26 protein-coding genes and 1 pseudogene are annotated in these 26,791 nt (G+C 71.6%); 16 read left to right on the forward strand and 11 right to left on the reverse strand.

The window, feature by feature from the left end; all coding sequences use genetic code 11:
* The first annotated feature begins 68 nt into the window (after positions 1 to 68).
* The 4 genes from ACWCP6_RS26105 (at position 69) to ACWCP6_RS26120 (ending at position 4,378) form a co-directional block, all read left to right on the forward strand.
* Positions 69 to 1,154, forward strand: coding sequence for a WD40/YVTN/BNR-like repeat-containing protein (locus tag ACWCP6_RS26105; protein ID WP_450934983.1), 1,086 nt, complete (start codon positions 69 to 71; stop codon positions 1,152 to 1,154).
* Between the two features lie 307 nt (positions 1,155 to 1,461).
* Positions 1,462 to 2,139: a uracil-DNA glycosylase gene (locus tag ACWCP6_RS26110; protein ID WP_450934984.1), complete on the forward strand. Its 678-nt coding sequence runs from the start codon at positions 1,462 to 1,464 to the stop codon at positions 2,137 to 2,139.
* Between the two features lie 23 nt (positions 2,140 to 2,162).
* Positions 2,163 to 3,167 carry an N-acetylglucosamine kinase gene (locus ACWCP6_RS26115; protein ID WP_450935064.1) on the forward strand — a complete coding sequence of 335 codons (1,005 nt, stop codon included), beginning with the start codon at positions 2,163 to 2,165 and terminating at the stop codon, positions 3,165 to 3,167.
* 287 nt (positions 3,168 to 3,454) lie between these two features.
* Entirely contained in the window at positions 3,455 to 4,378 is a 924-nt protein-coding gene (locus tag ACWCP6_RS26120) for a sirohydrochlorin chelatase (RefSeq protein WP_450934985.1), read from the forward strand.
* A gap of 267 nt (positions 4,379 to 4,645) precedes the next feature.
* Here ACWCP6_RS26120 and ACWCP6_RS26125 read toward each other — a convergent pair whose 3' ends face one another.
* The 3 genes from ACWCP6_RS26125 to ACWCP6_RS26135 all read right to left on the reverse strand — a co-directional run bounded on the left by ACWCP6_RS26125 (position 4,646) and on the right by ACWCP6_RS26135 (position 9,064).
* Positions 4,646 to 5,695: a lactonase family protein gene (locus ACWCP6_RS26125; RefSeq protein WP_450934986.1), complete on the reverse strand. Its 1,050-nt coding sequence runs from the start codon at positions 5,693 to 5,695 to the stop codon at positions 4,646 to 4,648.
* 132 nt (positions 5,696 to 5,827) lie between these two features.
* The gene (locus ACWCP6_RS26130) at positions 5,828 to 7,237 is read right to left on the reverse strand and encodes a nitric oxide synthase oxygenase (RefSeq protein WP_450934987.1); all 1,410 of its coding nucleotides are present in this window, start codon (positions 7,235 to 7,237) and stop codon (positions 5,828 to 5,830) included.
* Positions 7,238 to 7,411: 174 nt separating this feature from the next.
* Positions 7,412 to 9,064, reverse strand: coding sequence for an FUSC family protein (locus ACWCP6_RS26135; RefSeq protein ID WP_450934988.1), 1,653 nt, complete (start codon positions 9,062 to 9,064; stop codon positions 7,412 to 7,414).
* 281 nt (positions 9,065 to 9,345) lie between these two features.
* Between ACWCP6_RS26135 and ACWCP6_RS26140 the strand changes: the two genes are divergently transcribed.
* Positions 9,346 to 9,828 carry an Lrp/AsnC family transcriptional regulator gene (locus tag ACWCP6_RS26140; protein ID WP_450934989.1) on the forward strand — a complete coding sequence of 161 codons (483 nt, stop codon included), beginning with the start codon at positions 9,346 to 9,348 and terminating at the stop codon, positions 9,826 to 9,828.
* A gap of 31 nt (positions 9,829 to 9,859) precedes the next feature.
* Positions 9,860 to 10,585: an HAD family hydrolase gene (locus ACWCP6_RS26145; RefSeq protein WP_450934990.1), complete on the forward strand. Its 726-nt coding sequence runs from the start codon at positions 9,860 to 9,862 to the stop codon at positions 10,583 to 10,585.
* Between the two features lie 83 nt (positions 10,586 to 10,668).
* Here the strand turns inward: ACWCP6_RS26145 and ACWCP6_RS26150 are convergent, their stop codons facing one another.
* Positions 10,669 to 11,379 (reverse strand): HAD family acid phosphatase, encoded by a 711-nt coding sequence (locus tag ACWCP6_RS26150; protein WP_450934991.1) that lies wholly within the window; start codon positions 11,377 to 11,379, stop codon positions 10,669 to 10,671.
* A gap of 507 nt (positions 11,380 to 11,886) precedes the next feature.
* Between ACWCP6_RS26150 and ACWCP6_RS26155 the strand changes: the two genes are divergently transcribed.
* Together ACWCP6_RS26155 and ACWCP6_RS26160 are read left to right on the forward strand one after the other, a co-directional pair.
* Positions 11,887 to 12,102 carry a DUF4177 domain-containing protein gene (locus ACWCP6_RS26155; RefSeq protein ID WP_450934992.1) on the forward strand — a complete coding sequence of 72 codons (216 nt, stop codon included), beginning with the start codon at positions 11,887 to 11,889 and terminating at the stop codon, positions 12,100 to 12,102.
* Positions 12,103 to 12,379: 277 nt separating this feature from the next.
* Positions 12,380 to 13,120 carry a class I SAM-dependent DNA methyltransferase gene (locus ACWCP6_RS26160; RefSeq protein ID WP_450934993.1) on the forward strand — a complete coding sequence of 247 codons (741 nt, stop codon included), beginning with the start codon at positions 12,380 to 12,382 and terminating at the stop codon, positions 13,118 to 13,120.
* 36 nt (positions 13,121 to 13,156) lie between these two features.
* Here the strand turns inward: ACWCP6_RS26160 and ACWCP6_RS26165 are convergent, their stop codons facing one another.
* The 3 genes from ACWCP6_RS26165 to ACWCP6_RS26175 form a co-directional block, all read right to left on the reverse strand.
* Positions 13,157 to 14,641 carry a DEAD/DEAH box helicase gene (locus tag ACWCP6_RS26165; RefSeq protein ID WP_450934994.1) on the reverse strand — a complete coding sequence of 495 codons (1,485 nt, stop codon included), beginning with the start codon at positions 14,639 to 14,641 and terminating at the stop codon, positions 13,157 to 13,159.
* Positions 14,642 to 14,808: 167 nt separating this feature from the next.
* Positions 14,809 to 15,012, reverse strand: coding sequence for a cold-shock protein (locus ACWCP6_RS26170; RefSeq protein WP_067004365.1), 204 nt, complete (start codon positions 15,010 to 15,012; stop codon positions 14,809 to 14,811).
* Between the two features lie 578 nt (positions 15,013 to 15,590).
* Positions 15,591 to 16,163, reverse strand: a complete 573-nt coding sequence (locus ACWCP6_RS26175) for a TetR/AcrR family transcriptional regulator (protein WP_450934995.1) — start codon at positions 16,161 to 16,163, stop codon at positions 15,591 to 15,593.
* 121 nt (positions 16,164 to 16,284) lie between these two features.
* Between ACWCP6_RS26175 and ACWCP6_RS26180 the strand changes: the two genes are divergently transcribed.
* Positions 16,285 to 16,725 (forward strand): nuclear transport factor 2 family protein, encoded by a 441-nt coding sequence (locus tag ACWCP6_RS26180; RefSeq protein ID WP_450934996.1) that lies wholly within the window; start codon positions 16,285 to 16,287, stop codon positions 16,723 to 16,725.
* A 192-nt stretch (positions 16,726 to 16,917) separates the two neighbouring features.
* Here the strand turns inward: ACWCP6_RS26180 and ACWCP6_RS26185 are convergent.
* Together ACWCP6_RS26185 and ACWCP6_RS26190 are read right to left on the reverse strand one after the other, a co-directional pair.
* Positions 16,918 to 17,090, reverse strand: a pseudogene (locus ACWCP6_RS26185) (IS982 family transposase); the annotation flags it as partial.
* A gap of 70 nt (positions 17,091 to 17,160) precedes the next feature.
* Entirely contained in the window at positions 17,161 to 17,583 is a 423-nt protein-coding gene (locus ACWCP6_RS26190; protein WP_450934997.1) for a YjbQ family protein, read from the reverse strand.
* Positions 17,584 to 17,704: 121 nt separating this feature from the next.
* Between ACWCP6_RS26190 and ACWCP6_RS26195 the strand changes: the two genes are divergently transcribed.
* The 6 genes from ACWCP6_RS26195 (at position 17,705) to ACWCP6_RS26220 (ending at position 23,365) form a co-directional block, all read left to right on the forward strand.
* The gene (locus ACWCP6_RS26195; protein ID WP_351373514.1) at positions 17,705 to 17,788 is read left to right on the forward strand and encodes a putative leader peptide; all 84 of its coding nucleotides are present in this window, start codon (positions 17,705 to 17,707) and stop codon (positions 17,786 to 17,788) included.
* Positions 17,789 to 18,228: 440 nt separating this feature from the next.
* On the forward strand, positions 18,229 to 19,053 hold the full coding sequence (locus tag ACWCP6_RS26200) for an ABC transporter permease (protein ID WP_450934998.1): 825 nt from the start codon (positions 18,229 to 18,231) through the stop codon (positions 19,051 to 19,053).
* Positions 19,026 to 19,865, forward strand: coding sequence for an ABC transporter ATP-binding protein (locus tag ACWCP6_RS26205; RefSeq protein ID WP_450934999.1), 840 nt, complete (start codon positions 19,026 to 19,028; stop codon positions 19,863 to 19,865). The genes ACWCP6_RS26200 and ACWCP6_RS26205 overlap by 28 nt, the downstream gene beginning before the upstream one ends.
* A gap of 91 nt (positions 19,866 to 19,956) precedes the next feature.
* A complete protein-coding gene (locus tag ACWCP6_RS26210) occupies positions 19,957 to 21,000 on the forward strand; it encodes an ABC transporter substrate-binding protein (RefSeq protein WP_450935000.1) in 1,044 nt (347 codons plus the stop codon).
* A 3-nt stretch (positions 21,001 to 21,003) separates the two neighbouring features.
* Positions 21,004 to 22,212 carry an LLM class flavin-dependent oxidoreductase gene (locus tag ACWCP6_RS26215; RefSeq protein ID WP_450935001.1) on the forward strand — a complete coding sequence of 403 codons (1,209 nt, stop codon included), beginning with the start codon at positions 21,004 to 21,006 and terminating at the stop codon, positions 22,210 to 22,212.
* Between the two features lie 58 nt (positions 22,213 to 22,270).
* Positions 22,271 to 23,365, forward strand: a complete 1,095-nt coding sequence (locus tag ACWCP6_RS26220) for an NAD(P)-binding domain-containing protein (protein ID WP_450935002.1) — start codon at positions 22,271 to 22,273, stop codon at positions 23,363 to 23,365.
* A 24-nt stretch (positions 23,366 to 23,389) separates the two neighbouring features.
* Here the strand turns inward: ACWCP6_RS26220 and mltG are convergent, their stop codons facing one another.
* The gene (gene mltG / locus ACWCP6_RS26225) at positions 23,390 to 24,253 is read right to left on the reverse strand and encodes an endolytic transglycosylase MltG (protein WP_450935003.1); all 864 of its coding nucleotides are present in this window, start codon (positions 24,251 to 24,253) and stop codon (positions 23,390 to 23,392) included.
* A gap of 43 nt (positions 24,254 to 24,296) precedes the next feature.
* On the reverse strand, positions 24,297 to 26,096 hold the full coding sequence (locus ACWCP6_RS26230) for an ABC transporter ATP-binding protein (protein ID WP_450935004.1): 1,800 nt from the start codon (positions 26,094 to 26,096) through the stop codon (positions 24,297 to 24,299).
* 212 nt (positions 26,097 to 26,308) lie between these two features.
* Here ACWCP6_RS26230 and ACWCP6_RS26235 point away from each other — a divergent pair, with 212 nt between their 5' ends.
* On the forward strand, positions 26,309 to 26,767 hold the full coding sequence (locus ACWCP6_RS26235; protein ID WP_450935005.1) for a MarR family winged helix-turn-helix transcriptional regulator: 459 nt from the start codon (positions 26,309 to 26,311) through the stop codon (positions 26,765 to 26,767).
* Positions 26,768 to 26,791 lie beyond the last annotated feature (24 nt).

Here is a 26,791-nt window from a genome sequence, read left to right on the forward strand (position 1 = left end):
GGGTGACTGTCAGTGGTGAGGTGCAGACTGGCCCGTGTCTGAGACAACGACGTCCGGAGGTGGTCGGCATGGCCGACGTACTGCTCACCGTAGGCACGCGGAAAGGTCTGTTCATCGGGCGACGGCACAGCGGGCGGTGGGAGTTCGACGACGACCCGTACTTCACCGCGCAGGCCGTGTACTCGGTCGCGATCGACACCCGCGACGCCGTACCCCGGGTGCTCGCCGGAGGTACGGACTCGCACTTCGGCCCGTCCGTGTTCCATTCCGACGACCTGGGCGCCACCTGGTCTCAGCCCACCGAGCCGGCCGTCAGGTTCCCGAAGGACACGGGCGCGTCGCTGGAGCGGGTGTGGCAGCTCCATCCGTCCGCGGCCGAGCCCGAGGTCGTCTACGCGGGCACGGAGCCGGCGGCGCTCTACCGCTCCGAGGACCGTGGCGAGACGTTCCAGCTGGTGCGCTCGCTCTGGGAGCACCCGACGCGCTCCCAGTGGGTGCCGGGCGGTGGCGGTGAGGGGCTGCACACGGTGATCACGGACCGGCGTGACCCGCAGACGGTGACGGTCGCCGTGTCCACCGCGGGAGTGTTCCGGACCCGGGACGGCGGGGCGAGCTGGTCCCCTTCGAACGCCGGGGTCTCCGCGGTGTTCCTGCCCGACCCCGACCCGGAGTTCGGGCAGTGCGTCCACAAGATCGCACAGGACGCGGCCGACCCGGACCGGCTGTACCTCCAGAACCACTGGGGCGTCTACCGCAGTGACGACGGGGGCGGGCGGTGGACCGACATCGGCGCTGGGCTGCCCTCCACCTTCGGCTTCGCAGCGGCCGCGCACCCCCATCGCGCCGACACGGCCTACGTGTTCCCGATCAACGCCGACTCGGACCGTGTCCCCGCCGGACGCCGCTGCCGTGTCTACCGCACCGCCGACGCCGGCAGAACGTGGGAGCCGCTGGCCACCGGACTCCCGGACGGTCACCACTACGGCACGGTGCTGCGCGACGCGATGTGCACGGACGACGCCGACCCGGCGGGCATCTACTTCGGCAACCGCAACGGCGAGGTGTACGCGTCGTCGGACGACGGCGACAGCTGGCAGCAGTTGGCCCGGCACCTGCCGGACGTGCTGTGCGTACGGGCGGCAGTCGTCGGCTGACGGGCGCGGCGCCCGGGTGCGACAGTCCGCGACCGAGGGCAGGGGCGTGCACGGGCAGCGGGCGTCCCGGTGGGGCGTGCGCCGGCGGGAGTGGCCGGCCGGCGGACCGGCGGCTCCGGCGCGTGGCTGCGATCGACGGACGAGGCGGGCGCGCAACGGTCCGCGCGGGACTGCCGGTTCGGGCTGTGTGCCGCGGCCGCATCGCGCTGCGTGAGACCGCCGGTTCGGGCTGCGCCCGCGAGGCGGTGCCGAGGCCTTCGGCCAACGGTTGATCGCGTGCGCCGGTACGGCAGTAGAGTGACGCCCCGTGGCATCACGACCCTTGCATGAAATCGTCGAGGCGGGCTGGGCGAAGGCCCTGGAACCCGCGGCCGGGCGGATCGCCGAGATGGGCGACTTCCTCCGTGCGGAGATCGCCGCCGGCCGGACCTATCTCCCCGCGGGACAGCATGTGCTGCGCGCCTTTCAGCAGCCCTTCGACGACGTCCGGGTGCTGATCGTCGGGCAGGACCCGTACCCCACGCCGGGGCACGCGGTGGGGCTCTCCTTCTCCGTCGCACCCGATGTGCGGCCGCTGCCCGGCAGCCTGATCAACATCTACCGCGAACTGAACACCGACCTCGGCGTGTCCCAGCCGTCCAACGGCGATCTGACGCCGTGGACCCGGCAGGGCGTTCTGCTGCTCAACAGAGCGCTCACGACAGCGCCCCGGCGCCCCGCCGCGCACCGCGGCAAGGGCTGGGAGGAGGTCACCGAGCAGGCGATCCGTGCGCTGGCCGCCCGGGGCAAGCCGCTCGTGTCGATCCTCTGGGGCCGTGACGCGCGCAACCTCCGCCCGCTGCTCGGCGACCTGCCCTCGGTGGAGTCCGCCCACCCGTCCCCGATGTCGGCGGACCGCGGCTTCTTCGGCTCCCGGCCGTTCAGCCGGGCCAACGACCTCCTGGTCCGGCAGGGAGCCGAGCCCGTGGACTGGCGGCTGCCGTGACCGGGCCGGGCGGCGACGACACGGTGCCCGGCCGCACGGCCGGGCCGAACCCCTGCCCGCCGCCCTCCGTCCTGGCTGTCGACTCCGGCGGTTCCGGGCTGCGGGCCGTCGTCGCGGTGCGCGGCAGCGCCGGCACAGCGCAGGCCGTCTCCTCCGTGGCACGGTCCGCCGAGCCGGTGCGGACCGGGGCCCGCGGCATCGACCCCGGGCACTTCGTCGAACAACTCGTGCCCCTGGCCAGGCAGTTGATGGCAGAGGCGGGCGTCGGCGAGTTCCCGGCCGTCGCCATCGGGGCGGCCGGTCTCGCGACGCTCGGCGACGCGCTGCGCGCGGAGCTGCCCGCTGCACTCGGACGGCAACTGGGCGTGCGCCGGCTCGCGCTGGCCGCCGACGCCGTCACGGCGTACGTGGGGGCTCTCGGGGCCCGTCCCGGTGCCGTCGTCGCCGCGGGCACCGGCATGATCGCGATCGGCACCGATCTGACCACATGGCGCCGGGCGGACGGCTGGGGTCATCTCCTGGGCGACTGCGGCGGCGGTGCGTGGATCGGACGGGCCGGCCTGGAGGCGGCGCTGCGCGCCCACGACGGGCGGCGCGGCGGCTCCTCGGCGCTGCTGGCCCGCGCCGAGGCGGTGTTCGGCCCCGCGTCCGGCCTGCCGGGCAGGATCTACCCCCGCACCGACCGCCCGGCGGTCCTCGCCTCCTTCGCCCCCGAGGTCGCCGCGTGCGCCCCGGACGACCCGGTGGCCGTGGCCGTTCTGCGGGACGCCGCGCACCACATCGCCGATGCCGCGGCTGCCGTGTGCCCGCCGGGAGAGGGGTGCGAAGTCGCTCTGACCGGCGGCCTGTTCAAACTCGGCGACCCGCTCATCGGTCCGGTCCACGAGGAGTTGGCCCGACTGGTGCCGCGGGCCCGGGTCGTGTCCGCGGCGGGCGATCCGCTGGCCGGCGCCGTACGCCTCGCGGTTGACCTCGCCGACGACCGCCTGGCACTCCCGCACGACGAGCGGATGCTGCAGGTTTTCTGATACCCGCCGGGTGCTTTCCCCTACCTCGCGGGGTCTTCCCCTTTTGCCCGGCACACGCCGCTTCTGCCCGGTCGGTCGGTGACCGAACGACGCCCGTCGGGCAGTTCGACCCGGCGCAAGGGGGACGGCGCGCCATCCCACGCCCTCTCCAGCCCATCAGAATACGACAGTTGAACCTTACCGCACTATAAACCCGTACGTTATTCATCAGACAAAGTCGGACAGATACCGCTCACCTGCACCCTCCCCGAACAGGGAAGCACCCAAAGCCAGTAGCATGCGGCGCCATGAGCTCCCCCACTGGGCCCGCGTCCGGCCTGCCTGTACGAATGCCGCGACCCCGACAGTCCGGACGGCACCGCCGCCCGGAACCCGCGGTCGCACCGGAGAACGCCCCGGCGCTGGTTCTCGCCGTGCCGGGGACGCCCAGCACCGCCACACGCGGCCTCGCCGAAGAGGTCGTGAGCATAGCCCGCTCCGAGCTGCCGGGCCTGGACGCCCGTATCGGGTATGTCGAGGGGAACGACGCCGAGTTCCCCGCACTGCAGTCCGTGCTGGCGCACACCGCCGCGGAGCGCACCGCCCGCTACGAGCAGGCCCGTGCCGCCGGTGTCGAGGTGGCCGAGCCCGACGGTCCGGTGGCCGTGGTGGTGCCGCTGCTGGCCGGCCCGGACAGCGCCCAGCTGCGTACGATCCGGCAGGCCGTCATGGACAGCCGCGCCGCCGCCGAGCTGACCGATGTGCTCGGCCCGCACCCGCTGCTCGCGGAGGCACTGCACGTGCGCCTGTCCGAGGCGGGGCTGGCGCGCGCCGACCGCGCCCGTCTGTTCACCGTGGCGACCGCGGCGGACGGCATCATCCTCGCATCGGTGGGCGGCGACGAGGCCGTGCAGGCCGCCGGGATCACCGGCATGCTACTGGCCGCACGTCTCGCAGTGCCGGTGATGGCGGCCGCGCTGGACCAGGAGGGCGCCATCGCGGCGACGGCCGAGCAGCTGCGTTCCTCCGGTTCCTCGCAGCTCGCGCTGGCGCCGTACCTGATCGGGCCGGAGATCGAGCCCGCACTGCTGGAGGCCGCCGCGCAGGAGGCGGGCTGCGCCACCGCGGAGCCGCTCGGCGCCTACCCGGCGATCGGCAAGCTCGCGCTGTCCAAGTACACGGCGGCGCTGGGCATCGCCCCGCAGCAGGCCACGGGCATGCCGGTGCTCTGACGCCACGGCGGCCGCTGCACGACGACGAGGGCCCGCTCCCCGAGTATGGGGGGCGGGCCCTCGGTCATGACCACGGCGGCCTCGGCCAGGGCCGCGCGGGCCGCGTCGGGCACGGGCCGGCTCGGCCACGGGCCGGGCGCGGGCCGCGTCGGCTCGGGCCGCCTCGGGCGACCGTCGCGTACGCGGCCGCTGGGCGCTTCTAGCGGCACCACGCACGCCGCCGCGGACCGCTTCAGGCAGACACCACACCCGCAGCCGAAAGCCGCATCAGGCGAGCACCACGCACGCGGCCGCCGGAGTCGGGACCGAGCCGCCGCGGCGCGGGACGCCGGTGTCCGGGTCGACGGTGTACCAGGTGACGTTGCCCGAGCGCTCGTTCGCGACGTAGAGGTGACGGCCGGACGCGGACAGCGCCAGGTCGCGGGGCCAGCGGCCGCCGCAGGGCACCGTGGCGGTCAGGGTGGGCCGCTCCCCCGCCGGATCGAGGGCGAGGACGGAGATGACGTCCTCGCCACGGGTGGCCGTCCACAGGAACCGGCCGTCGGGCGCCACGACGACCTCGGAGGGGTAGGCGGCGCCGTCCGGCGAGCCGGGCAGCACGGGGATCTCGGTGAGCGGCCGGAGCGTGCCGTCGGCGGCGTCCCAGCGGCAGACCGTGAGGGTCGGCGCGAGTTCGTTGAGGACGTAGGCGTGCTCGCCGTCCGGGTGGAACGCGAGGTGGCGCGGGCCTGAGCCGGGCCGGAGCGCGGTCTCCCGGTGCAGTACGAGACCGCCCGCGGCGTCCAGGGTGCAGGACCGGACCGAGTCCGTTCCGAGGTCCACGCTGACCGCCCAGCGACCGCTGGGGTCGGGGAGCACCTGATGGGCGTGCGGCCCCTGCTGGCGCTGCGGATGCGGTCCGGCCCCCTCGTGCCGGAGGACCTCCGGGACGCCGGTGTCGAGGCTGCCGTCGGGGCGCACGCGGAGGGCGGAGACGCCGCCCGAGACGTAGTTGGCGGTCAGGACGTACCCGGCGTGCAGGGCGAGGTGGGTGGGACCGCTGCCGCCGACCGGGACCGGTTTGCCGACCGGTTCGGCCGTGCCGCCGGTGAGGCGGTACACGGCGACCGCGCCCTCGTCCGTCTCGCTGACCGCGTACAGCAGGTCGCCCTCGGGGGCGAGTGCGAGATAGGAGGGATCGGCGACGGAGTCCGAGGCGCCGAGCAGGGTGAGGGCGCCGCTGTCGGGGTCGACGGCCGCCGTGACGACGCCGGGGCCCCCGGCCGCGGTGAAGGATCCGATGTACGCGCGCCCGGTTCGTGACCCACCGACTGCCACTGCTGTCCCCTCTCGGTGTCCTGTCGCCGAGGCCCCGCCGGATGCCCGGTGCTGCCGTGCCGGACCCCGGCCGCTGGTGCCGTACCGGCGCCCTGCTGGTGCGGCCGACGGTAGCAGCCCTCGGGGATCGGTCTAGACCAAGGGATCGTCGGTTGCGCCGTGTGCCCGGGCCAGGGCCTCCGGGTGCTGCGCGAAGGCGGGACGCTGTTGGACGGTGTCGTACGTGCGGTGGAAGACGGGCGTGGCGCAGCCGGAGATGGGCGGCACGATCCAGGCCCAGTCGGCTCCCACGGTGCGGCCGCCGCGCTGCTCGCGCTCGAGGTGGGTGAGGAACCGCAGGGACTCGGTGTGGTGGTCGGCGACGGTGACCCCGGCCGTGTCGAAGGAGTGCAGCACGGAACGATTCAGCTCCACCAGCGCGCGGTCCTTCCACAGGGAGCGGTCGGTGCCCGTGTCCAGGCCGAGCCGGGCGGCCACGACGGGAAGCAGGTCGTAGCGGTCGGTGTCGGCGAGGTCGCGGGCTCCTATCTCGGTGCCCATGTACCAGCCGTTGAACGGCGCCGCCTGGTAGCAGATGCCGCCGATCTCCAGGCACATGCCGGACAGGGCGGGGACTGCGTGCCAGCGCAGGGCGAGTTCGCCCCACCAGGCGTACTCCGGGTGCGTGAGCGGCACTTCGAGCACGGCGTCGGACGGCAGCTGGAACCAGCGCGGCTTGTCGTCGGTGCCCTGGACGACGAGGGGCAGCACGTCGAAGGGGGTGCCCGGGCCGCCGGGCCAGCCGAGCCGCCGGGCGAGTGCGGTGATCCCGGTGTTGCGGGGGTCGCCGAGCACGCCGCCGTCGGGACGCGGGTATCCGGCGTAGCGGATGAGCTGCTCGTTCCAGATGCGCGGACCCCGGCGCTCGGGCGTGTCGGGGGCGAAGACCGTGAGCACCGGTCGGATCCTGCCGTCGCGTGTGGCCTGCCGCAGATGGTCCACGCACCCGTCGACCACCTCCTCGGCCGACGTGGCGTCCCTGCGGTCGCGCACGCACAGGGAGCGCCAGTAGAGCCGCCCGATGCACCGGTTGGAGTTCCGCCAGGCCACCCGGGCGCCGAAGGTGAGCTCCTCGGGCGTGTGCCGGTACGTCCCCGTCCCGGCGATCTCGGACCACACGGCCGCGAGGCGCGGGCCGGGGTCGCCGAGCTTCTCCTCGCGGTGCCGCAGGGTGATGAAGGCGACGGCTTCGGCCCACAGACCGGGAGCGGCCGGCGTGCGCCCGCCCTCGGCAGGGCCGGCGCTCGGCGAGGCGGCGCCGTCGATCGCCGCGGCGATCGCGCCGTGGGTCAGGCGGGGCACGGTCGCGGAGCGGGGTTCGTGCGAGGACTCACGCGCCCGTGGAAGGCGTGGGCGCGCATGGTGGTCCGCCGCTCCGCCACGGTGCACCGGACACCCGGAGACCTGGCTCGCCGTCGCCTCCTCGTCCCCTGCCCTGTCCAGCCAGCCACCTGGCTCGTCGATGGCCGAGTCTCGTGCGTCGTCGCGGGCGGACTTCCCCATCACGTACCCCCAAATCGGGCGGCTCCCGCGGCCGCCGCTCCCCTCCGGCCCCGCAATCCCGGGCGGACATGCCGCAGGGGTTACCCCCGGGCAACCCTGATCCACCCTGTGAGGGACCGGTGAAATTGCGTCAATCCGGGGCGAGTGTCACACGCGTTGGGGTGGCGATGCGGGTCAGGCGTTGACGAGGGTGGAGCGCGGAGGAGTGCGAAGGGGCGCATGAAGTGCAACGAGCGCTCCCTCAAGACCGTGGAGGTGCGCCAGGGCACGGTCCGCCGCGGGGTGGGGCGCGAGGGGGTCCCCGCCGCCCGGGCGGCGGACGACGGCGTCCGACGAGCCGGGCCGGCCGATGACGAGGACGTGGCGGCCACGGCCGTGAGCGGCGGCGTCGGCGCGGTCGCGACCGCAGGTCGCACCGTGATCGACGGCGGTCGGCTCCACCTCGGCGGAGGCCGGGGGAACCACGGTCATCGGATGCCGGGGCGTCGCGCCGACAAGGGTCTCCATGGCCGATTCCACACGGTCGCAGGCGGCCGTCAGCCGGGCGTCGTGGGAGGCCACGGGATGGGCGGCCACGGTGGCCAGGCCCCGTACCTCGCGCGCGCAGTCGTCGAGCAACGCCAGCACCTGACGCGCCCGCGCCTTGCGCGCCCGAAGCGGGCTCAGGGGGTGGACCAGAGGGGCGAGTGCCATCCGCACCCGCCCGAGCAGCGCCTCGACCTCCGCGACGTGCGGCGCGGGGTCGGCGCCCTCGTCCCCGGCGATGCGGCGCGCCGCCTCCCCGGTGCACACGTGGACGGCATGCAGCGCGCGCCGGATCCACTGGTCGGTCGCGGCGTGGGTGGTGATCGGAAGGATCAGGGCGACCGCGATCGCGGCGCCGACGGCCCCCGCCGCCGTCTCGGCGAACCTGAGCGCCAGCAGGCCCGGGTGCAGCACGCCCAGCAGCCCGTACAGCAGGCCCGCCATGACGGTGACGCAGAACATCATCCAGCTGTAGGACACCGGGGCCGAGTAGAAGATGCCGAAGACGCAGCCCGCCACGAGGACGGCGGTCGGCGCAGGCGCGCCGTGCAGGGGCACGGCGACCAGAAGGCTCGCGGCGATTCCGGCGACCGTGCCGAGGACGCGCCGGAAGCCGCGTACCAGCGTCTCGCCGCGCGAGGCGGTGTTCACGAAGATCCACCAGGCGGTGCCGACGGCCCAGTACCAGCGGTCGTGCGACAGCACCTGCCCGGCGGCCATCGCGAACGCGCAGGCCGCCGTCGTCTGGAAGGCCTGCCGTGTCGCGGGCCTGGCGAGTCCCCGGCCGTCCAGCGGCGCGGGCGCTGCGGGCGGCGGGACGCGCCGCTCCAGGCACCAGAGGCCGAACCGCACGAGCGCGGCGGAGGCGAGCGCCAGCGCCACCGCTCCGTACAGCTCGGGCAGCTGCTGCGGTACGGCGTGCAGGAACTGCGTGGTGAAGAACATCATGAAGGCGAAGATGCCGAGGGCGTTGCCGCGGGCACCCCAGCGCCGTGCGTACACGCCGGCGAAGACGACCGCGAGCCAGCTCGTGTCGCGCACTAGCGGCTGCGCGTGCAGTGCGGTGGCCAGCGCGAGCACGGGGAACCCGGCGGCCGGCAGCAGCGCGGTGGTGACGGCCTGGCGCCGCACGGTCGCGTCGGCGACCGTGAACAGCGAGAGGAGGGCGGCGAGTCCGCCCGTGATCGAGGCGACGAGGGAGAGTCCGGCGAGCTGCGCGGCGGTGACCGCGAGGCCGATGCCGAGCACCGCGCGCAGGGACACACGCAGCCGTACCAGCCCCGGGTCCGGAGCCATGAACATCTTCTTCACCGTCGTACGCCCGCCCCGACTTCCTGTTCGGCCCGCTTGTTGGTTCGGGCATCCGTCCGTCGTCGGACGGCCAGCCCTCGGCCGGCGTCCCGCGGACATGGGAAAGGCGCCGCGGGTTCCGGACGGCCCCGTTGCCGTCCGGCGCTGCGCAGCGCCATCGATACGGACAGGATTAGCAAAGACCGGGGCAGTGGCTCAACAGGCCGGGCCCGGGCTGCGCCATTGGTACAGTCCTGGAAGGAGATCAGCGACCGGGAGGAGGCCAACGGACCATGGCCGTCGACGAACTGGACACCCGCATCCTGCGGCTGCTCCTGGAACAGCCGCGCACGAGCGTGCGCGAGTACGCCCGGATCCTGGGTGTCGCCCGGGGGACCCTCCAGGCCCGTCTGGACCGTCTCGAACGGGACGGCGTGATCACCGGGACGGGACCTTCCCTGTCGCCCGCGGCCCTCGGTCATCCGGTGCTGGCGTTCGTCCACATCGAGGTCACTCAAGGGCATCTGGACGATGTGGGCGACGCGCTCGCGGCCGTGCCGGAGATCATCGAGGCGTTCTCGATCACGGGCGGAGGCGATCTGCTGACCCGTGTCGTCGCCCGGGACAATGCCCACCTGGAGGACGTCATCCAGCAGCTGATCCAGCTGCCCGGAGTGGTGCGCACCCGCACCGAGGTCGCCCTGCGCGAGCGCGTCCCGCACCGGCTCCTGCCGCTCGTGCAGTCCATCGGCCGCGCGGCACGCCCCCAGCGCTGACCTTCGGCACGCCACTGGAATCCTGGAGGCCATGAACCTGCGCCGCCTCGCCGTGGTCCTCGATCTGGACGGCACCCTCGTCGACAGCGAACCGAACTACTTCGAGGCGGAGCGCGGCCTGCTCGCCGAGCACGGCATCACCGACTTCACCTGGGCGGACCACGAGGCCTACGTCGGGATCAGCACCCTGGAGACGATGCGACTGCTCAGGGAGCGCCACGGCATCGGCGCGACCGTCGGCGAACTGCTCGCGGACATGAACCGCCGCTACCTGGAGCTGGCCCGCGCGGCCACACCGGTCTACCCGGAGATGCGCCTGTTCGTGGAGCGGCTGTACGAGGCCGGGGTGCCGATGGCCGTGGCGTCCGGTTCCTCACCGGAGGCCATTCATGCCGTCCTGGCGGGCTCGGGACTCGCCGCACTGCTTCCGCTGGCCGTCTCGGCCGACGAGGTCGCGCACGGCAAGCCCGCTCCGGACGTGTTCCTGGAGGCCGCACGCCGGCTGGGCGTGGCACCGGAGGACTGCGTGGTCCTGGAGGACGCGGCTGCGGGGGCGGCGGCAGCGCGCGCGGCGGGCATGCGCTGCATCGCCGTTCCGTATGTGACGGCGCAGGCCGACGACCCGGCGTTCGCGGGGGCGGACCTGCTGTTCCGCGGCGGGCAGCGGGACTTCGGAGCCCGGCAGGCCCTGGACTGGCTGGGGCTCGGTGCGGCGGTTCCGAAAGCGTCGCCCGGTCCGCCCGCTCCGCCCTCCTGATCCCGCCCCGTGGGCGCTGACGGCACTGGAGGGCTCCGGCGCACCGGAGCCCTCCAGGCCCTCTGCGGACACCTGGTGACCGGTTACGACAACTTGCCGTCGTAGTCGGGCAGCTTGAACGTCCGCTCGGCGTGGCCGCCGGCCAGGTCGGAGTCGTGGTTGCCCACGTTGGCGATGATCGTGTAGCCCTGCGCCTCGATCTCGGCCCGCTTGGCGGTCTTGTAGGCGCTGACCTCGTCGAAGAGGTCCGCCAGATCACGCACGTAGATCCCGGAGACCGGGTAGCCCACGGACTTCAGGTTGTACTTGGTGATGCCCTCGATGATGCCCGGGCGGGCTGTCACGAAGAACACGTCCACACCACGGGACTTGGCGTACCGGGCCAGGTCAAGGGAGGGCCCGACGGCCGGGGTCGGGTACTGGTACCAGGGGTGGAAGTCGGTCTCCAGCGTGGTGTTGTCCACGTCGAAGACGATGGCGAGCTTCTGGCCGGCCGCATGGGCGGTGCGCTCGGCGACGTACGGCTTCGCCTGGTCGATGACGGCCTGTACGTCGCGCTGCCAGGTGCCGTAGTCGACGCCGGCCGCCTGGGCCGCCGGCGTTCCGAGCGGGGCCGCCAGGCCCTTGGCCGAAGCCGGTACGTTCGCGGCCGGGGCCGAGATGCTCGCGGCGGTGCGCGCCTCCGCTCGCGGCGCCGCCGCCGCGGATGCGGTGCCGGCGGCCGTCCCACCCAGCCCCAGCATCATGACCGCTGCCCCCGCGCCGAGCTTTCGGCTCACTCCACGTCCTGCCATACCGTTCCCTCTTTTCTTGTCGGCCCGGCGCGGCAACGGTGGTCCGACCGCCCGCACGCCTGTCATGGCCACGACTTGAACGGCAGGGAAACACGCCAAAGTTACTTACGGGTAGACAATGTATGGCCACACTCTGATCACGCTCTGATTGCTGCGCGCCCATCCTCGATCGCCCCGGCGATGCGTCGCAGATGCTGCCGGACGGTGCAGGAGGGGTCGGTGGCCCGCCGCGCGGGACAGTGGTCGAAGCCGCTCTGCCGGCGCAGTGTCCCGCCCCGCCCGGATGCGGCGTGCCTGCTCACGTCCGGTGCGCCCCATCTCCGCCGCCGTCGCCTGCACAGCCCCTCGGGTGGCCGTGCAGGTGAGGAGCGGGCGAGAAGTGCTCGGCCGGCGAACGCCGTGGACCCACCGATGACATGACCCCCACCCCGCCGTGTGGAGCGACGGCGAACGGTGATTGGCTGTCCCCGCTTCCGTCAGCCAGTCCGTCCACGAAAGGCCCCAGCCATGAGCAACCCCTACGCACTCGAATACAAGGTCGTCACCTTCCGCGAGTCACTGATCGGAGACGCGCTGGACAGCGGCAAGCTGGAGAAGGTTCTCAACAAGCACGCCGAGGACGGCTGGGCCCTCAAGGCGATCACGTCCGCCGACGTCAAGGGCCGTATAGGGCCCGGTGCGGTCGAGGGCCTGCTTCTCACTTTCGAGCGTCCGCGCCGCTGACGGCTGCGGGTCCCGCACTGCAGGGCGAACGGCGCTGTCGCACGGACCGACAGAGTGCCCTCCGTCGTCGGGGTCCGTCGCCGCGTCCGGGTCGCGGACTGCTGCACCGCGGCCCGGCGTGTACGCGCGGCCGTGTGGAGTGGCACCGGGCGAGCGCGGCGGGCGTTCGGTCGGTCCGTAGTCCTCCGACGCGGCACGTTCCCCGCCGACGAGCGGTTACGGGGCGGAAGGTAAGTGCGTCGACAGCGCCCCGCCGTGCCCGGCAAAGTGGCGGCCCGTGACGAGCAGTGAGCTATGGACCCGTGCGACCGCCGGCCGCTACGACGCCGAGGAGAGCGAGATGTCCTCGGCCGCCGTGCTCGGACCGACTCTCGCCTTCCTTGCCGAACTCGCCGGAGACGGCCGGGCGCTGGAGTTCGCCATCGGAACCGGACGCGTGGGCGTCCCACTCCGGGAACGAGGCGTGCCGGTGGTGGGCATCGAACTGTCCGAGCACATGGCGGCGGTCCTGCGGCGCAAGATCGACGAGGGCAGGCTCCCGGTCACCGTCGGGGACATGGCCACGACAGCCGTCCCCGGCGAGTTCACCCTGGTCTATCTCGTCTACAACACCATCACGAACCTGCTCACGCAGGACGAGCAGGTCGAGTGCTTCCGCAACGCCGCACGCCATCTGGCGCCCGGCGGCCGGTTCGTCATCGAGCTGGGCGTACCGCCGCTGCGGTTCCTGCCGCCCGGGCAGGTCGCGGTGCCGTTCGACGTCTCCGAGCGGCATCTCGGCTTCGACACCTTCGACCTGGTCGAGCAGATCCTGGTCTCGCACCACTTCACCCGCGACGGCCACGACGGCTGCTACCGCCGCGGCAGCTCCCGGCACCGGTACGCGTGGCCGGCGGAGCTCGACCTGATGGCACGGATCGCGGGGCTCGAGCTGGAACGACGCGTCGCGGACTGGGACGGGGCGCCGTTCAACCAGGACTCCACCAAGCACATCTCCGTGTGGCGCAAGCCGGGTTGATTCACGCACACAGCGTACGAGGGCACCGTTGCCGGCCTATGCGCCGCGACGGACCCGGGCTGCCTTGCGGGCCTCGGCAAGCCGACGTGCCTCAGCGGACCGGCGAGTCTCGCCACCGCCGTCGGGCCGGCCCGGGCGGGTGCCCAGACCGCGGAAGGGGGCGCCGCCGCGCTTCGGGCGCTCCGCGACCGGCCCGCTGCCGTCGGCAGGGACACCGGAGGGGGCCTGGGCGCCGGTGATGCGGCTCAGCTCGGCCTCGCCGGAGCGGACCTGCGTGATCTGCGGCCTGATGCCCGCGTCGGACATGAGACGGGCCATGTCCCGGCGCTGGTCGGGGAGGACCAGCGTGACGACCCTGCCGGACTCGCCGGCGCGGGCCGTACGGCCACCGCGGTGCAGGTAGTCCTTGTGGTCGCCGGGCGGGTCGACGTTGACGACGAGATCGAGGTCGTCGATGTGGATGCCCCGGGCCGCGACGTTGGTGGCCACCAGCGCCGTGACGTCTCCGGTCTTGAACCGCGCCAGGGTACGGGTGCGCTGGGGCTGCGACTTCCCGCCGTGCAGCGCCGCGGCCTTCACACCGCTGCTCAGCAGGTGCTTGGTGAACCGGTCGACGGCATGCTTGGTGTCCAGGAACATGATCACGCGCCCGTCGCGGGCAGCGATCTCGGTGGCGGTGGCGTACTTGTCGGCTCCGTGCACCTGCAGCACGTGATGCTCCATCGTGGTGACCGCGCCCGCCGACGGGTCGACCGAATGGACCACCGGGTCATGGAGGTAACGACGGACCAGAAGGTCGATGTTGCGGTCCAGCGTGGCCGAGAACAGCATGCGCTGGCCGTCGGGACGTACCTGGTCCAGCAGTTCGGTGACCTGAGGCATGAAACCCATGTCCGCCATCTGGTCGGCTTCGTCCAGGACGGTGATGTTCACTCGGTCCAGGCGGCAGTCCTTGCGCTCGACGAGATCCACGAGGCGGCCAGGAGTCGCGACGACCACCTCGGCCCCGGCCCGCAGTGCGCCGGCCTGCCTGCCGATCGACATGCCGCCGACCACAGTGGCCAGCCGCAGCTTCAGCAACCGGGCGTACGGTGTGAGCGCATCGGTGACCTGCTGGGCCAGCTCACGCGTGGGGACGAGGATCAGGGCCAGCGGCTTCCGCGACTCGGCACGCTGCCCGGCCGTGCGCACGAGGAGCGCCAGACCGAAGGCGAGCGTCTTGCCCGATCCGGTGCGCCCGCGGCCCAGGACGTCACGTCCTGCGAGGGAGTTCGGCAGCGTGGCGGCCTGGATCGGGAAGGGCTCGTTCACGCCGAGACCGGTGAGCATCTTCAGCAACTCGACGGGCATGTCCAGTTCACCGAAGGTCGCAACCGCGGGGAGGGCCGGGGTGACGGTGACCGGCAGCGCGAACTCCCCCTGTGGCGCGGAGGGACGGCGCCCGGTGTCATCGGGACCGGCGCCGGGGCGGCCCTGACCCTGTGGACGGAAACGGTCGTTCGTGCGAGCTGAACGGCTCATGGAGAACCTTCCTCGGCAGGGCACGCATCGAGGAATTCCCGACAGGAATGAGCCGGATGAATTGCAAGAACGGGCCGGATGTGACACTGAAAGAAGCGGAATGCAAAAAAGCAGTAAGCTGGGGCCCCGCCGCAAGGCGGGGCCCCAGCCAACTCATACCGTCGACGTCAGGCGGGAGTGATGTTCTCCGCCTGCGGGCCCTTCTGGCCCTGCGTGACGTCGAAGTTCACCCTCTGGCCTTCCTGGAGCTCACGGAAGCCCTGGGCCGCGATGTTCGAGTAGTGGGCGAAGACGTCCGGGCCGCCGCCGTCCTGCTCGATGAAGCCGAAGCCCTTTTCCGCGTTGAACCACTTGACGGTGCCAGTAGCCATGTCACATCTCCTTGGGGGCAGTGCCCGCGGGCCCACACCGTGTGAACCCCTGCGTTGCCACAATGAACCCCGTCCGGATGAGCACCGGAGATACAAAATTGCCCGACGCCATACAGCCGCCAAGGCAATTGAAGTTTCGGGAACCACAACTGCAACTATTGTCAAGTTTAGCACGGTGCACACATCCGCACCAATTTCACCCGTGCCGCCAAGCCTCGGCCTCGCGGCAGCACCGGATCGGTACGTCGGTCAACGCCAACGCACGTCCCCTGCGGAAGAACCCCTTTCGTTGCCCGAGGAAAGTCAATCGCAGCTCTCGGCTCGGAATTTCCTGATTCGCCTCCACGAAAGACGGCGGAATCCCTCGGTGTCGGGCTGTTCGAATCCCCGACGCCCCCGATGACGGAGCCGCCCTTGACCCCTCCCGGACCGATACCCACCGCACTTCCGGCCAGGAAGATCGGGGCTCCTCGGGTGCCCCGATGATCGACCCCAGGGGGCAGGCCGCCGACCCTCGCAACGGCGGGCCGACCCGCGGTCCGTTGCGCAAGGCCCGGGGGGATTCCGACGCGCCCGGTTCAGCGCGGCCGCAACCCGTCGAAGACCACCTCGAAGATCCGCTGCCGGGCCGCCCGGTCGGCTCCGAGGTGCTCCATCGTCGCGCTGGTGCCGACCAGCAGGGCGATCAGCTCCGGCAGGCCCAGCTCCGGACGGACCGCCCCGGCCTGTTGCGCCCCGACCAGTAGCTCGGCCAGCTGCGCCTGGATCACCGCACTGGACTCCCGCAGGGCCTCGTGCGCGTCCACCCCGGCAGCGGCGAGTGCCTGGGCGAACTCGTTCTTGCCCTCGGACCGGTCGATCACCAGACGGAAGCAGCCGAAGAAGGCCTCGGCGGGCTCGGACTCGGCGGCCAGCTGCGCGGCCTGGGCGGCGATCGCCTCCAGCCTGCGCACCATCACCGCCTCCAGCAGTGCCTCCTTGGTCGGGAAGTGCCGGAAGAGCGTGCCGACCCCGACCCCGGCGGCCCGGGCGATCTCTTCGGTCGGCACGCCGACGCCGCGGGTGGTGAACACCTCCGTGGCGACGTCCAGCAGCTTGGCCCGGTTACGGGCCGCGTCCGCCCGCAGCGGACGTTCCCGAGCGCCGCTCATCCCTCCCACCCTTCCCCGCCGACGGCAGAGTCACCCTGGACAACCGGAGTCGCCAGTCCGTATCGTTTGAAACCGGAGTCGCTAGTCCGATTCTAGCGACGTAGCCGGCTGGGGGTTGATCATGTCTGAAACGCTGTCACCGCGCGAGGTCTTCCAGAAGCTGCTCAAGGGCATCACCGCGGGGCGCTTCTCGGAGCTGGCCGAGCTCTACGCCGAGGACGCCCTGGTGGAGACTGTCTTCCAGCCGGTCGGACCGCGCCGGTTCGAGGGGCGGGCCGCACTCGAGGAGCGGTTCGCGGAGGTCGCCGTGCATTCGCCCGTGGAGCTGACCTCGACGAATGTGGTGATCCGGGAGACCGACGACCCGGAGGTGATCGTCGCCGAATGGACCTACCAGGTGCACCACCGGGTGACGGAGCGGAACTTCGAGGTCGCCAACATCCAGGTGCTGCGGGTCCGCGACGGCCTGATCGTCAGCAGCAGGGATTTCCACGATCACCTGGCCCTCATCGTGGCCGGCGGCGACCTGCCGCAGCTGGTGGCGGCGCTGGATGGCAAGTAGCGCGAGTGCAGGGCTGCGGGCCGGGACTCCCCCAGGGGTCTCGGCCCCCGGCACCCCCCGCCGACAGCGGCCTCGGTCGGACTCGCTGTGAGGACAGCCGCTCCGGCTCGGTGTCGTGCAGTGCCGCGCAGTGCCGTGTCGTGCAGTGCCGCGCCGCGCCGCGCCGCGCCGCGCCGACGAGCGTCTTCCGCGTCACTGATCACGGGCTGTCAGTGACCGCATGACCGGCCGGCGGGTGTGGTGGTTGTGCCCAATGGCAGCGGTCGGCGCGGGGATCCGCCGGAGCACGCGCCCGATCGCACCGCCGGGGTGCGACCTCGGCGGCGCTCAAGGTCGAGCTGTCCCTTGAAGGTCTCGTCGATCGACCCGCTGACTGCCCCCGGGCCTGCTGGGAGCGGCCGGACATCCGGGCCACGGTCGTCCCTCCGCGCCGCCTCAACCCAGGAACGACAGTCGGACGTTCCGGTTCGGGTTGTCCCTGTTCGTATCGACGAGGCAGACCGATTGCCACGTCCCCAGTTCCAGGCTTCCCCGCAGCACCGGCAGCGTCGCGTGCGGCGGGACGAAGGCGGGGAGCACATGGTCACGGCCGTGGCCGGGGCTGCCGTGGCGGTGCTGCCAGCGGTTGTCGGCCGGCAGAAGGGTGTGCAGCGCGGCGAGCAGATCGTCGTCGCTGCCGGCGCCAGTCTCGATGATCGCGATCCCGGCCGTGGCATGCGGGACGAAGATGTTGAGCAGGCCGTCGCGGCCCGCCGCGACCTCCGCCAGGAAGGACTCGCAGTCCCGGGTGAGGTCCTTGACGGTCTCGGCCGATCCGGTGGCGATCTGCAGAACACGGGTGGTGAAGGCATCCGACATGGGTCCATCGTCGCGCACTTGGCGCCACGAGGACCGCGAGGCACGCTCGTTCCCCGGACCCTGCGTCCGCCTTTCGAGACGCCGTTGACCACGCGGCGGCACTGTGGCTACTTTCAGCCGCATGTTGCGTTCAGTTCTGCTCACCACGCGCGGTCACATCGACCTGCTGCGGGTGGCCTCCGCCGCGTGTCGCCGCGGGCACTGACGCCCTTTCACCTCAACTTCCCGCTCCGCGGCTCCCGTCGCATCCCATGGCCGTACCCGGGCTGTCTGTTGCCCTTGTGCGGTCGCCGGGGTGTCCGGACCGAGCCGCTGAAGCACTGCGGCCCGTCCGTCAGTCGGGCGTAACGCCTCGCCCGGCCAACGCCTTCCCGTCCAGCCGCCTTCGGTCCTGCTGACATCGGCCCCGGGGACTTCGTTCCCGGGAACTTGGGCCTGCCGGCTTCGGTGCTGGTGACTTCGGCCTGCCGACTGCGTTCCTGCGGTCCCGGATGGCGGACTCCTCGGCTCTCCACCTCCCTCTTGCCTCCCCCCTCCTGCCATGGAGCCCTCGTGAGCATCAGTCATGCCCCGCCCGGTTCGCCCGCCCCAACCGGCACTCAGGACATTTCCAAGGTCGATGTCCGGAGTGGAAGCCGGGCGGCCGTGGCGCAGGTCTCCGCCTCCCTCCAGCTGGAGGCCCTCGTCCCGTCCTCCGCCCGCCGCGCCCGGGTCCCCCGCTGGCTCCGCCGCACCACCGGCCCGGTCCTGTTGCTGATCGTGTGGCAGATCCTCAGCGCCACGGGCGTGTTGGCGACGTCCGTGCTCGCGTCCCCCGGCACCATCGCCCGGGTGGGCGGTCATCTGATCGCCGACGGTTCACTGCCGTCCGCGATGGGGGTCTCGCTTCAGCGTGTCGCGGGAGGCCTGCTGCTGGGCACCGTCGTCGGCACGACGCTCGCGCTTCTCGCCGGACTCTTCCGCATCGGCGAGGACCTGGTGGACACGACCGTCCAGATGCTGCGCACGGTGCCGTTCGTCGGGCTCATTCCGCTGTTCATCATCTGGTTCGGCATCGGCGAGGCCCCCAAGATCGCCATCATCACGTTGGGCGTCTCCTTCCCGCTGTATCTGAATGTGTACGCGGGCATCCGTGGCGTCGACGCACAGCTGATCGAGGCCGGGGAGTCACTCGGCCTGTCCCGCTGGGGACTGGTGCGCCACGTCGTCCTGCCGGGCGCACTCCCCGGGGCGATGACCGGGCTGCGCTACTCGCTCGGTATCGCCTGGCTCGCCCTCGTCTTCGCCGAGCAGGTCAACGCCGACGCCGGCATCGGATTTCTGATGGTGCAGGCGCGCGACTTCCTGCGGACCGACGTGATCGTGGTCTGCCTCATCGTCTACGCCTTCCTCGGCCTGATCGCCGACTTCGTGGTACGCACTCTCGAAAGGCTGTTGCTGCAATGGCGTCCGACGTTCACGGGGCGGTGACCGCCGTGCCCGGCACCCCCGCTCAGACCCTGCCCGCGACACGGCGGGCGGCCGACGGCATCGGCCCGGAAGGTGCCCCGGAGAGCGGCCGCTCCGCGGTCCGCGTGCAGGGGCTCACACGCACCTTCGGCGGCCGCGCCGTCATCGACGGCCTCGACCTCGACGTACGGGCGGGCGAATTCGTGGCTCTGCTCGGACGCAGCGGTTGCGGAAAGTCCACACTGCTGCGGATCCTCGCGGGGCTCGACCGTGACATCGAGGGCAGCGTGCTCGTCCCCCGGCGCAAGGCCGTGGCCTTCCAGGCCCCGCGACTGATGCCGTGGAAGAAGGTGTGGCGCAATGTGCTGCTCGGAGTACCCGGCGGACCCGAGCGCGTGGTCGCCGAGAAGGCGCTGACCGAGGTCGGCCTCGCGCACCGCTCGGACGCCTGGCCCAAGACGCTCTCCGGCGGCGAGGCCCAGCGTGCGTCCCTGGCCCGCGCTCTGGTCCGCGAGCCCGATCTGCTGCTGCTCGACGAGCCGTTCGGCGCGCTCGACGCGCTGACGCGGATCAGGGCACAGCGGCTCGTGGGTGAACTGTGGCAGCGCCGCGGCTGCGCCGTACTGCTGGTCACCCACGACGTGGAGGAGGCGCTGCTGCTCGCCGACCGGGTGCTGGTCATGGACAGCGGCGTCATCGCGCACGAGTCCCGGGTCGGCCTGGACCGTCCGCGCGACATCGCCGACCCGCGCTTCGCGGAGCTGCGCGCACGTCTCCTGAACCGCCTCGGTGTCCACACGACGACGGACGCCCGAGCTGCCGGCCGGTCCTGACGCCCTCGGTGCTCCCCGCTCCCTCCCTCTGTCCCCTCTCGCCGGCCCAACCGGGCCACCCCTGCTCATGAACGGATCGAACGGACCCAGCATGCAACAACGTCCAGCCCCCGCACTGTTGCTCCTCCCCCTGGCCCTTCTGCTCTCCGCCTGCTCCGGTATCTCGTCCGCCGACACCTCGTCCGGTGGCGCGGGCGGCGGCCGCACCGACGGCAAGGGCTCCCTCACGCTCAACGTCGGGGACCAGAAGGGTGGTTCCGAGGCGGTACTGCGCGCTGCCGGAGAACTCGACGACATCGACTACAGGATCCATTGGTCGACCTTCACCTCGGGCCCGCCGCTCCTCGAGGCCATCAACGCCGAGGCCGTCGACATCGGCGGTGTCGGCAACACCCCGCCGGTCTTCGCCGCGGGCGCCGACTCGAAGATTGCCGTCGTGGCGGCGTCCCACGGTACGTCGAAGGGCGAGGCCATCCTCGTCCCCCGTCACTCACCCCTGACGAGTCCACGGGACCTCAAGGGCAAGTCGGTCGCCGTGGCTCAGGGTTCCTCCGCGCACTACCAGTTGATCGCCTCGCTGAAGGCGGTCGGGCTCACCCTGCGGGACGTCAAGGTCAGATACCTCCAGCCCGCGGACGCGCTGGCCGCCTTCACGAGCGGCAAGGTGGACGCGTGGGCGGTCTGGGACCCGTACACCTCACAGGTGCTCCAGGCGAAGCAGGGCCGCATCCTCACCACGGGCGAAGGCCTGGTGAACGGCCTCGGCTTCCAGGTCGCGGCGCCCGGCGCACTCGAGGACAAGAAGAAGGCCGCTGCCATAGCCGACTACCTCAGGCGCCTGAACCGCGCCCAGGTCTGGGTCCACCAGCACCCCGAGCAGTGGGCGAAGGTCTGGGCGAAGGACACCGGCCTTCCCTACGACGTTGCACTCGCCTCGGTGAAGCGCAGCAACGGCACACGCGTGCCCGTCGCCGTGGACAAGGCCGCCGTCGCATCGGAACAGCGGATCGCCGACGCCTTCAGCGACCTGAAACTGATCCCCCGGAAGATCGACTTCAGCAGCTTCGTGGACCCCCGCTTCAACGGCGACCTGCCGCCGTCGACCACCGCCCCGCTCACGTACAAGGAGTCCTGAACCATGACCGTGCACCTTCACTGGTTCCTGCCCACCGGCGGTGACGGCCGGACGCTGGTCGACCGGCATGCCTACACGGACGGCGGCATCACGCGCTCCCGCATCACCCCGGTCGGCGGAGTGCGGGCGCCCGACATCGACTATCTGACGCAGATCGCCAAGGCCGCGGAGCAGCTGGGCTTCGAGGCCGTGCTGACACCGACGGGCACATGGTGCGAGGACGCCTGGCTGACCACGGCTGCACTGGCGCAGCACACCGATCGGCTGAAGTTCCTGGTGGCGTTCCGGCCGGGCGTCATCTCGCCGGTGCTGGCGGCGCAGATGGCGGCCACCTATCAGCGCATCACCCGTGGCCGGCTGCTGCTGAACGTCGTCACGGGCGGCGACTCGACCGAGCAGCGGCGGTTCGGCGACCACCTGGACCATGACCGGCGCTACGCCCGCACCGACGAGTTCCTGTCCGTGGTGCGCGGGGTGTGGGAAGGCAGGCCGTTCGACTTCGCCGGTGAGCACTACCGGATCGAGGGCGGGCTGACGGCGCTGCCGCCGGACCCGCTTCCGGAGATCTTCTTCGGCGGTTCCTCACCGGCCGCGGGCCCGGTCGCCGCGCGGCACTCGGACGTCTATCTGACCTGGGGCGAGCCGCCGCAGCAGGTCAAGGAGAAGACCGACTGGATCCGTGGTCTCGCCGAGCGGGAGGGGCGCACGGTGCGCTTCGGTATCCGCCTGCACACCATCTCGCGGGACTCGTCGGCGGAGGCATGGGCGACCGCGAACCGGCTGCTCGACGACCTCGACGCGGACACGGTCGCCGCCGCCCAGCAGGCGCTCGGCAGGAGCGAGTCGGTAGGGCAGCAGCGCATGCTCGCCCTGCACGGTGGTTCCCGGGACGGCCTGGAAATCTCCCCGAACCTGTGGGCGGGCGTGGGTCTGGTGCGCGGGGGCGCGGGCACGGCGCTGGTCGGGAGCCACACCGAGGTCGCCGACCGGATCGAGGAGTACCACGCGCTCGGCATCGAGCACTTCGTGCTCTCCGGGTATCCGCATCTGGAGGAGGCGTACTGGTTCGGCGAGGGCGTGCTCCCCGACCTGGCAAGCCGCGGGCTGCTGCCCCGCATTCCGCCGTCGCCCCTGTCCGGGGTTCCGGCGGCGAACGGACGCCCGGCCTCGGCTCCGGGCGGGGCGCCGCTGCTGGTGGCCGGAGGGAGGTAGCTCCCGGTATCCCCGGCTGCCGGGGAAGATCTCGCACCACGACAGAGTTAGTGGAAGCGTGAACAACATCGGGGCGCGTAACGCGGCACAGGACGTGGACGTGGTCGTCATAGGCGCTGGACAGGCGGGTCTGTCCAGCGCCTATCACCTGCGTCGGACCGGTTTCGAACCGGAACGGGACTTCGTGGTCCTCGATCACTCGCCACACCCGGGCGGCGCCTGGCAGTTCCGCTGGCCGACGCTGACGTACGGCAAGGTGCATGGCATGCATGCCCTGCCCGGCATGGAGCTGACCGATGCGGACCCCTCGCGCCCGTCGGCCGAAGTGATCGGCGAGTACTTCGACCGGTACGAGCGCGCCTTCGACGTGCCGGTGCGGCGTCCGGTGGATGTACATGCCGTGCGGGAGGGGCAGGAGGGACGACTACTCGTCGAGTCGTCCGCGGGACCGTGGGCCCCGCGGGCACTGATCAACGCCACGGGCACCTGGGACCGCCCCTTCTGGCCGCGCTACCCGGGACAGGAGACCTTCCGGGGCCGGCAGCTGCACACCGCGCAGTACCGGGGCCCCGAGGAGTTCGCCGGGCTGCGGGTGATCGTGGTGGGCGGGGGCACGTCGGGCACCCAGCATCTGATGGAGATCGCTCCGTACGCGGCCGCGACGACATGGGTGACGCGCAGGCCGCCGGTCTTCCACGAGGGGCCCTTCGACGAGAGTCACGGGCGCGCCGCCGTCGCCCTGGTCGAGGAGCGGGTCAGGCAGGGGCTGCCGCCCCAGAGCGTGGTGTCGGTCACGGGCCTCGGCGTCAACGACGCGGTCCGCGCGGCACGGGCCCAGGGCGTTCTGGAGCGCCTCCCGATGTTCGCGCGCCTCACACCGGAAGGTGCGCAGTGGGACGACGGGAGCCGGGTCGAGGCCGATGTGGTCCTCTGGGCAACCGGATTCCGGGCTGCGATCGACCATCTGGCGCCGCTGCGACTGCGCCAGCAGGGCGGCGGCATCCGCGTCGAGGGGACCCGTGCCGTCGCCGACCCACGTGTCCATCTCGTCGGCTACGGGCCTTCCGCGAGCACGATCGGCGCCAATCGGGCCGGGCGCGCCGCGGTGACGGACATCAGGCGGCTGTTGGCGGAGGTGCCGGCCGCGGCCTGAGGACCGGGGCCGCGGCCGGACGGGTCACCGAAGTGCCGTCGGTGTACCGGAGGGCTTGGCACTCTGGTGGTACTGGTTGAACTCCGTCACGTTCTTCTGCTGTTGCTCGAAGTCCGCGGTGAAGCGGGTGTCACCCGGTTTGACGGTGACGAAGTACAGCCAGTTGCCGGGAGTCGGGTTGAGGGCCGCCCGCATGGCGTCATCCCCGGGGTTGGCGATCGGGGTCGGCGGCAGCCCCATGCGGCTGTACGTGTTGTAGGGGCTGTCGATCTTCGTGTCGTTCAGGGTGGTGGTCGGCGAGTTCCGGTTCAGCGCGTAGTTGATGGTCGAGTCCATCTGGAGCGGCATACCGTGTTCGAGCCGGTTGTAGACGACCCGCGCGACCTTGCCCATGTCCTTCTTGTCGGCGGCCTCGGCCTGGACGATGCTGGCGACGGTCACCGTCTGGTAGGCGTTCAGCGAGTTGCGTTGGGCGCCCGCCGTGACCTTGCCGCCGCCGAACCGCTTGTTCGCCGTGTCGACCATGTACGCCAGCAGCGTTTCCGGGGTCGACTTCTCGGTGACCGGATAGGTGGCCGGAAAGAGGTACCCTTCCGGGTTCTTGCCGGCGTCGCGCGGAAGTTTCAGATCGACCTGGCTCGCGGCCTTCTTCGTGGATCCCGCCGGCACACGAAGAATTTTGTCCACGGCCTCGTACACCTGTCCGGCTCGCCACCCCTCGGGGATGACCAGCGACACGGGCTGCCTCGCCTCATCGCCGCCACCCGGCATGAGCAGCAACGGCACCGCGACCCCGGCGGCCACCATTGCGGCTCCGGTCGCGATGAGGAGGATCCGGCCCCGGCGCGTCAGTCGCAGGGGGCCTCGTCGCGGATTGTTCGTCTGCATGCGGGCACGGTAACCCGATATGTCCTATAAACCTCGCATATGTTCATCTTGTCGGCTCCAGTTGGGCGTCCCGGTGGACCAGGGCGGCGTAGCGCCCCTCCTGCTCCAACAGCTCGTCGTGCGTGCCCTGCTCGACGATCGCCCCGGAGTCCAGGACCACGATCCGGTCGGCGCCACGGATGGTCGACAGCCGGTGCGCGATGGTGATGGTGGTGCGGTTGGCCGACAGGGCGTCGATCGCCTCCTGCACGGCGTGCTCCGTACGGGTGTCGAGGGCGCTGGTCGCCTCGTCGAGGATGAGCACGGGAGGGTCGCGCAGGATCGTGCGCGCGATGGCGAGCCGCTGCTTCTCGCCTCCGGAGAATCGGTGCCCGCGCTCACCGACGACGGTGTCGTAGCCGTCGGGCAGCGAGGCTATGTGGTCGTGGATCTGTGCCGCGCGGGCCGCGGCCTCCAGTTCCTCGTCATCGGCGTCGGGCTTGGCGAAACGCAGATTGTCCGCGACGGAGGCATGGAACAGATACGTCTCCTGGGAGACGACACCCACCGCGCGGGCCAGGGTGTCGAAGTCGAGATCGCGTACGTCCACGCCGTCGAGCGTGACGCGGCCCCCGGTCACGTCGTAGAGCCGCGGCACCAGATAGCTGAGCGTGGACTTGCCGGATCCGGTCGCCCCGACGACGGCCAGGCTGCCGCCCGCCGGCACGCTGATGTCGATTCCGCCGAGGACGGACCCGGTCTTGTCGTCGTAGTGGAACTCGACGTCCTCGAAGCGGACTTCGCCCTTGACCTGGTCGAGACGGACCGGCCGCTCGGCCTCGGTGATGTCGATCGGCAGGTCCAGATACTCGAAGATGCGCTGGAAGAGCGCGAGCGAGGTCTGGATCTGGACGCCGGTGGACAGCAGACTGACGGCCGGCCGGAACAGGCCCTGCTGCAGCGAGACGAAGGCGACGAGCGTACCGATCGACACCGTGGGGCCGCCGAGTTCGAAGGCGATGCCCGCGGCCCAGTAGATCACCGCGGGCATGGCCGCCATGACGATGGTGATGACGGACATCCGCCAGCGACCGGCCATGCTGGAACGCACCTCGAGGTCGACCAGACGCTCGGACTCATCGGCGAACGAATGCGTCAGCGACTCGGCACGGCCCATCGTGCGGCCCAGCAGAATGCCGCTGACGGAGAGCGACTCGGTGACGGTGGCGGCCATGGCGGCCATCTGCTTCTGCCGCTGGGTCGCTATCTTCTTGCGCTCGCGCCCGACCCGGCGGCTGATCCACACGAACACCGGCAGCAGGAGCAGTGAGACAACGGTGAGCCGCCAGTCCAATGCGACCATCGCGACGATGGTCGCGACGACCCCGGTGAGGTTGGAGACGAGGGACGTCGCGGTCGAGGTGACGGTGGCCTGCATGCCTCCGATGTCGTTGGCGATGCGCGACTGCACCTCACCCGTTCGGGTTCGGGTGAAGAACGCGAGCGACATCCGCTGCAGCCGTCCGTAGACGGCGGTGCGCAGATCGTGCATGACACGCTGGCCGACCGTCGTGGAGATGAGGGTCTGCAGTACGCCGAAGACGCTGGTGACGACGGCGCTGACGATCATGCCGAGGGCGAGCAGGCTCAGCAGGCCCGTCCGCCTCTGGGGGATCGCGGTGTCGAGGATCTCCTTCAGCAGGAACGGCGTGGCGACCGAGACCAGTGAGGATGCGCAGACCAGCAGTCCTACGGCGGCGAGGCGACCTCGGTAGGGGACGAAAAGCCGGAGGATACGGCGCATCTGCCGCGGGTGCTCCTCCGACGGAGCGGGCGGCGTCCAGGTGGATTCGTCGTGATGCATGGGCTCCTACGCGGATGGGATGACTGTGACGGGGCCGAACCGCCCGACCGCCCGATCACCGGACGAACTGACGGCTGACGGCTGACGGCTGACGGCTGACGGCTGACGGCTGACGGCTGACGGCTGACGGCTGACGGCTGACGGCTGACGGCTGGAGCATAGCTCATTGTTACCTATACTCACAATGCACAAGGTCCTGATATCGTTCCCGTATGAGCACCCCAGACGCCGACGGCCTGCTCGCCGAGCAGTTGCTGCGCCTGACCCGCCGCGTCCACCGCATTCAGAAGCGCCATCTCGAGCAGTGCGGGCTCGGCATCACGCCCGCCCAGTCGCGTCTGCTGCGCACGCTCGCCCACTACTCGTCGCCGCCCCGCATGGCCGACCTGGCGGAGCGCCTCGAAGTGGTGCCCCGCGCCGTGACGACGCTGGTCGACGGCCTGGAGGCGGCGGAAAAAGTGCGCCGGGTGCCCGATCCCACCAACCGCCGCGTCATCCGCATCGAACTGACGGACTCCGGGCGACACGCGCTGCGCGAGCTGCGTGGCGCCCGCCGGGCGGCGGCGGAGGACATCCTGGCTCCGTTGAGTGCCGACCAGCGCGAGGAGCTGGGCGGGCTGCTGGCCGCTCTGATGGGAGGGACCGGCGGGCCGGAGGGCCTGCGCTGCTGACCGGGCGGTGGCGGGCAGCGACGA

Source organism: Streptomyces sp. NPDC002004, assembly GCF_053593975.1.

Excerpts from the sequence above, each read along its gene's own strand:
- ACWCP6_RS26165 (WP_450934994.1), bottom strand. The coding sequence starts at position 14,641 with ATGAGCCGTTCAGCTCGCACGAACGACCGTTTCCGTCCACAGGGTCAG.
- ACWCP6_RS26170 (WP_067004365.1), bottom strand. The coding sequence starts at position 15,012 with ATGGCTACTGGCACCGTCAAGTGGTTCAACGCGGAAAAGGGCTTCGGC.
- ACWCP6_RS26235 (WP_450935005.1), top strand. The coding sequence starts at position 26,309 with ATGAGCACCCCAGACGCCGACGGCCTGCTCGCCGAGCAGTTGCTGCGC.
- ACWCP6_RS26175 (WP_450934995.1), bottom strand. The coding sequence starts at position 16,163 with ATGAGCGGCGCTCGGGAACGTCCGCTGCGGGCGGACGCGGCCCGTAAC.
- ACWCP6_RS26190 (WP_450934997.1), bottom strand. The coding sequence starts at position 17,583 with ATGTCGGATGCCTTCACCACCCGTGTTCTGCAGATCGCCACCGGATCG.
- ACWCP6_RS26150 (WP_450934991.1), bottom strand. The coding sequence starts at position 11,379 with ATGGCAGGACGTGGAGTGAGCCGAAAGCTCGGCGCGGGGGCAGCGGTC.
- ACWCP6_RS26145 (WP_450934990.1), top strand. The coding sequence starts at position 9,860 with ATGAACCTGCGCCGCCTCGCCGTGGTCCTCGATCTGGACGGCACCCTC.
- ACWCP6_RS26215 (WP_450935001.1), top strand. The coding sequence starts at position 21,004 with ATGACCGTGCACCTTCACTGGTTCCTGCCCACCGGCGGTGACGGCCGG.
- ACWCP6_RS26180 (WP_450934996.1), top strand. The coding sequence starts at position 16,285 with ATGTCTGAAACGCTGTCACCGCGCGAGGTCTTCCAGAAGCTGCTCAAG.
- ACWCP6_RS26205 (WP_450934999.1), top strand. The coding sequence starts at position 19,026 with ATGGCGTCCGACGTTCACGGGGCGGTGACCGCCGTGCCCGGCACCCCC.
- mltG (WP_450935003.1), bottom strand. The coding sequence starts at position 24,253 with ATGCAGACGAACAATCCGCGACGAGGCCCCCTGCGACTGACGCGCCGG.
- ACWCP6_RS26105 (WP_450934983.1), top strand. The coding sequence starts at position 69 with ATGGCCGACGTACTGCTCACCGTAGGCACGCGGAAAGGTCTGTTCATC.
- ACWCP6_RS26210 (WP_450935000.1), top strand. The coding sequence starts at position 19,957 with ATGCAACAACGTCCAGCCCCCGCACTGTTGCTCCTCCCCCTGGCCCTT.
- ACWCP6_RS26155 (WP_450934992.1), top strand. The coding sequence starts at position 11,887 with ATGAGCAACCCCTACGCACTCGAATACAAGGTCGTCACCTTCCGCGAG.
- ACWCP6_RS26230 (WP_450935004.1), bottom strand. The coding sequence starts at position 26,096 with ATGCATCACGACGAATCCACCTGGACGCCGCCCGCTCCGTCGGAGGAG.
- ACWCP6_RS26135 (WP_450934988.1), bottom strand. The coding sequence starts at position 9,064 with ATGTTCATGGCTCCGGACCCGGGGCTGGTACGGCTGCGTGTGTCCCTG.
- ACWCP6_RS26195 (WP_351373514.1), top strand. The coding sequence starts at position 17,705 with ATGTTGCGTTCAGTTCTGCTCACCACGCGCGGTCACATCGACCTGCTG.
- ACWCP6_RS26140 (WP_450934989.1), top strand. The coding sequence starts at position 9,346 with ATGGCCGTCGACGAACTGGACACCCGCATCCTGCGGCTGCTCCTGGAA.
- ACWCP6_RS26130 (WP_450934987.1), bottom strand. The coding sequence starts at position 7,237 with ATGGGGAAGTCCGCCCGCGACGACGCACGAGACTCGGCCATCGACGAG.
- ACWCP6_RS26120 (WP_450934985.1), top strand. The coding sequence starts at position 3,455 with ATGAGCTCCCCCACTGGGCCCGCGTCCGGCCTGCCTGTACGAATGCCG.